Origin of the sequence: Bacteroides reticulotermitis JCM 10512 (genome assembly GCF_000517545.1) — a bacterium.
Lineage (GTDB): Bacteria > Bacteroidota > Bacteroidia > Bacteroidales > Bacteroidaceae > Bacteroides > Bacteroides reticulotermitis.
Map to the genome: position 1 here is coordinate 1 of NZ_BAIV01000062.1, position 4,905 is coordinate 4,905.

The window sequence follows — 4,905 nt, forward strand, 5'->3', positions numbered from 1 at the left end:
TTTTTCAATCCCGAGGGATGGTGCAATAAAGAAGATGTAGTGACCAAAGCGTGGCGTGCTCATAACTTGGGCTACCGCATCATGATCGACTTCCATTACAGTGATATATGGGCAGACCCGGGACGACAAGAGAAACCTGCGGCTTGGGCGGACCTATCTTTCGAAGAATTACAGAAAGCAGTAGCCGATCATACTACCGATGTGCTAAGTGCCATTAAAGCACGAGGCATAGACGTTGAATGGGTGCAGGTAGGCAACGAGACGCGCAGCGGTATGCTGAAGCCTGATGGCGCGGCTAGTAGCGGCAACACGGCTAACTTTGCCAAACTGGTTACATCCGGTTATGATGCCGTGAAAACCATCTATCCGAAAGCTAAAGTGATTGTACACATTGACCAGGGAAATAACCCAAATCGCTATATCTGGCTGTTCGACGGCCTGAAAGCTGACGGTGGGAAATGGGATGTGATCGGTATGTCGCTCTATCCGAACCCGGATAGCGAAGATTGGAGACAGATGAACAACGATTGCATCGAAAACATGAAGAACCTGATCGCACGATACCAAACCCCGGTCATGATGTGCGAACTGGGCATTAACTGGAATTATACAGAGGCTGAAGACTTCTTTACTGATTTCATGACAAAGGCAAAGCAGGTGGATCAGTGCCTCGGCGTTTTCTCTTGGGAGCCGCAAAGCTATGGTGGTTGGAAAGGTTATCACAAAGGTTTGTTTGATGACAGTGGCAAGCCAACCAGTGCTTTTAATGCCTTTAAACGGTAATTTTATTGATTACTTTTCATATCTTTACCCCGGTGCTGTCGAAAAGACATCCCGGGGTAAAGATATCTATAAAATCCAAAATTATATACCTGAAAAGCAAAATGAATATGAAACACCCAAAACAGTTACTGACTGTACTCTTAATGGCTGCAACATGTACACTGTATGCGCAGCGAAACGAAACCTTACTCGAAAAGAACTGGAAATTCTCTAAAGGTGATTTTAAAGAAGCCAGCCAACCGGAATTTAACGATTCAAAATGGGAGTCGGTCGTTATCCCTCACGATTGGGCTATATATGGTCCGTTCGATAAATACAACGATCTCCAGAATGTAGCGATAACTCAAAACGCTGAAAATAAAGCGTCGCTTAAAACCGGACGTACCGGAGGACTCCCGTATGTAGGCGTCGGATGGTATCGCACGAGCTTTGACGTACCTGTCGGTAAGGATGTTACCCTCAAGTTCGACGGGGCTATGAGCGAAGCACGCGTCTATGTAAACGGGCAGGAAGCTTGTTTCTGGCCTTTTGGCTACAACACGTTCCACTGCGACGTCACTCCTTTCCTGAACAAAGATGGTAAAAGCAATACATTGGCGGTACGTTTGGAAAACCGTCCGCAGTCTTCGCGTTGGTATCCGGGAGCGGGCTTATACCGAAACGTTCACCTCATCGTTACCGAAAAGGTACACGTGCCTGTATGGGGAACGCAGCTCACGACTCCTCATGTAGAGAAAGACTTTGCTGCCGTACGTTTGCAAACAAAGATTGCCAATACGGGTGCCAAGACCAAGATCCGGATTGAGACAGCTATTATAGCTCCGGATGGCAGTGTTGCCGTGCAAAAAGCGAACACTGGGCGCATCAATCATGAACAGCCTTTCGAGCAGAACTTCATAGTCAACAACCCCTCCCTTTGGTCGCCGGAAAACCCGTCGCTCTACAAAGCGGTATCTAAAATCTATGCGGACGATCAATTGGTCGATACTTATACCACTCGCTTTGGTATTCGCTCACTTGCATACATAGCTGACAAAGGCTTCTATCTGAACGGACAACATCGTAAGTTTCAGGGAGTATGCAACCACCACGACTTGGGTCCCTTGGGAGCTGCTGTCAACACCGCTGCGCTCCGTTACCAGTTGGAATTGCTGAAAGATATGGGTTGCGACGCTATTCGCACGGCTCACAATATGCCGACTCCCGAATTGGTGGAACTATGCGATGAAATGGGTTTCATGATGATGATTGAACCGTTCGACGAATGGGATATCGCCAAATGTGAGAACGGCTATCACCGGTATTTCAACGAATGGGCAGAGCGAGACATGGTGAATATGCTGCATAACTACCGCAACAATCCGTGTGTAGTGATGTGGAGCATCGGCAACGAGGTTCCTACCCAGTGCAGCCCCGTAGGTTATAAAGTGGCCAAATTCTTGCAGGACATCTGTCACCGCGAAGACCCTACCCGTCCGGTAACTTGCGGCATGGATCAGGTGACTTGCGTACTTGCCAACGGTTTTGCTGCCATGATTGATATTCCGGGACTTAACTACCGTGACAATCGCTATCAGGAAGCATACGATCAATTACCCCAGAATTTAATTCTAGGTAGTGAAACAGCCTCAACAGTTAGCTCGCGCGGCATATACAAATTCCCCGTTGAGGAAAAGAAGGGTGTCAAATATGACGATAACCAATGTTCTTCCTATGATGTAGAAGCTTGTTCTTGGTCAAACATTCCGGATGAAGACTTTGCGTTGGCCGACGATCATCACTGGACAATGGGGCAGTTCGTTTGGACCGGCTTCGACTATTTGGGCGAACCATCTCCATATGATACCGATTCATGGCCTAACCATAGTTCGATGTTTGGTATTATCGACTTAGCCAGCCTACCTAAGGACCGTTATTATCTTTACCGTAGCATTTGGAATAAGAATGCCGAAACACTTCATATTCTTCCTCATTGGACATGGCCAGGACGGGAAGGCGAAGTGACGCCCATATTTGTATATACCAACTACCCCACTGCCGAACTCTTCATCAATGGGAAAAGTCAAGGCAAGCAAAGTAAAAATAATAGTTCGTTAAAGAGCCGTTATCGCCTGATGTGGATGGACGCTGTTTACGAGCCGGGTGAAGTGAAAGTCGTTGCGTACGATAAGGACGGCAAAGCAGTAGCCGAGAAAAAGGTCCGCACAGCCGGTAAACCACACCATTTGGAACTGGTCAGCAATCACAACGAACTGACTGCCGACGGAAAAGACTTGGCGTATGTAACAGTGAAAGTAGTGGATAAAGACGGCAATCTATGTCCTGCCGATGGACGGTTGATTAACTTCTCCGTCACCGGAGCCGGTAAGTACAAAGCTGCCGCCAATGGTGATCCTACTTGTCTGGATCTGTTCCACTTACCAAAGATGCATGCATTCAGCGGTATGCTGACTGTAATCGTACAGAGTACGGAGCATCCGGTGAACTGACTCTGAATGCGAAAGCTAGCGGAGTGAAAAGCGGTAATATCCGTATCCAAGTAAAATAAAGCATTCATAGATAAATTGCCTATTATACTTTGATCCTGAAAAAGAAAGAGACACGGATACACCTTTTTAACTAACCAAGCAACAGGTGAACACGACAAAAAGCATCGCGATTGGCTAAGTAAAATCACGCAAGAGGCGTACCATCTGTTGCTATTTCAGAGGAAGATATACAATGGACTTTTGATCTATTTAAGGCCTATAAAGAACTAAACAATTGTGATTTAGGAATTCTGACTGATGCGCTATATGCTTCTGGGAAATGCCCGGAGTTTTCTAAATCATGATCTTCAAATTCCTTTCAAGAAAAAACAATTTAAAGAAAATTCTTTAAATTGTTTTTTCTTCGTATATTACGCCTTTATAAATTACATAATAGCCTTTCTATCAAATAAAGAGTAATCTGTTTTTTTAAAAGTATGCGTATGAAAAGGATTATAGTGTTTACCTTGGTTTTATGCAGTCTCACCTGTATTTTCTCTCAAAAGAAAAGTTTAACAATCTATACTCTAAAGACCGAGTATGAAAAGACGGATTCGAACACATATATTATTGAGTACAACAGCAATAGCCGTAAAAAAATCAGAAATAAGAAGAACCCCTTTGAAGGTGTAGAATCAGAACCTTGGCAAGGTAGAATGAAGATACCAACTACCACTGGAAGAACGCCCAGTATTATATGTCAAGAAGTTTTAGGACCCTATTGCAAGAAAAACGATTCAATTTCTACATATGTGAGATTGTTTTTCGATTTAAAAGGTGACCTAAAGTATCTCCTTCTAATTCTTCCAGCAGAGACACCTATTCCTATCAGAGCTATTGAGGAAATTGAAGATAAATTAAAAAAAGAATTTAAAATTCAACCTGTATATGATCCTGAGAAAGCAAAAGGAGTTAATTACATTTTATTGGTAGAACTCTTCTGGGTAAGACCCCCAAAAACTACATTATGAAACGAGACTTCACCATTTTAGGTATTATTTTTACATTTTAAGTGCAATAAGTTTTGCCTCTAGTGGAGCATATACGGTATATATAAAATAAAAACAGCTACAACCGTGTTCGGCAATGCCACACTTTCTTAATGGTTATTAAACTGATGTTCAGAAACGGAGGCACCTCTTTAAATAGCTTTCCAGAAAGCTTATTACATAATAGCATTTCTATCAAATAAAGAGTAATCTATTTTTTAAAAGTATGCGTATGAAAAGGATTATAGTATTTACCTTGGTTTTATGCAGTCTCACCTGTATTTTCTCTCAAAAGAAAAGTTTAACAATCTATACCCTAAAGACTGAGTATGAAAAGACGGATTCGAACACATATATTATTGAGTACAAAAGCAATGGCGATAAAAAAATCAGAAATAAGAAGAACCCCTTTGAAGGTGTAGAATCAGAACCTTGGCAAGGTAGAATGAAGATACCAACTACCACTGGAAGAACGCCCAGTATTATATGTCAAGAAGTTTTAGGGCCCTATTGCAAGAAAAACGATTCAATTTCTACATATGTGAGATTGTTTTTCGATTTAAAAGGTGACCTAAAATATCTCCTGCTACTTCTTCCAGCAGAGA

At 42.9% G+C, this 4,905-nt stretch carries 3 protein-coding genes and 1 pseudogene; all 4 read left to right on the plus strand.

Features of this window, described 5'->3' with window-relative positions:
- The coding region (locus JCM10512_RS20695; protein ID WP_044165800.1) for a glycosyl hydrolase 53 family protein at positions 1 to 783 on the plus strand (783 nt) is incomplete at its 5' end.
- Positions 784 to 884: 101 nt separating this feature from the next.
- Positions 885 to 3,331: pseudogene (gene galB, locus JCM10512_RS20700) on the plus strand (beta-galactosidase GalB).
- A gap of 423 nt (positions 3,332 to 3,754) precedes the next feature.
- A complete protein-coding gene (locus tag JCM10512_RS20705) occupies positions 3,755 to 4,282 on the plus strand; it encodes a hypothetical protein (RefSeq protein ID WP_148298510.1) in 528 nt (175 codons plus the stop codon).
- A 250-nt stretch (positions 4,283 to 4,532) separates the two neighbouring features.
- Positions 4,533 to 4,905 (plus strand): hypothetical protein (locus tag JCM10512_RS23150; RefSeq protein ID WP_206777886.1); only part of this gene is annotated, 373 nt, incomplete at its 3' end.

Bases quoted from the DNA above. Each gene is read 5' to 3' on its own strand.
- JCM10512_RS20705 (WP_148298510.1), top strand. From the start codon at position 3,755: ATGAAAAGGATTATAGTGTTTACCTTGGTTTTATGCAGTCTCACCTGT.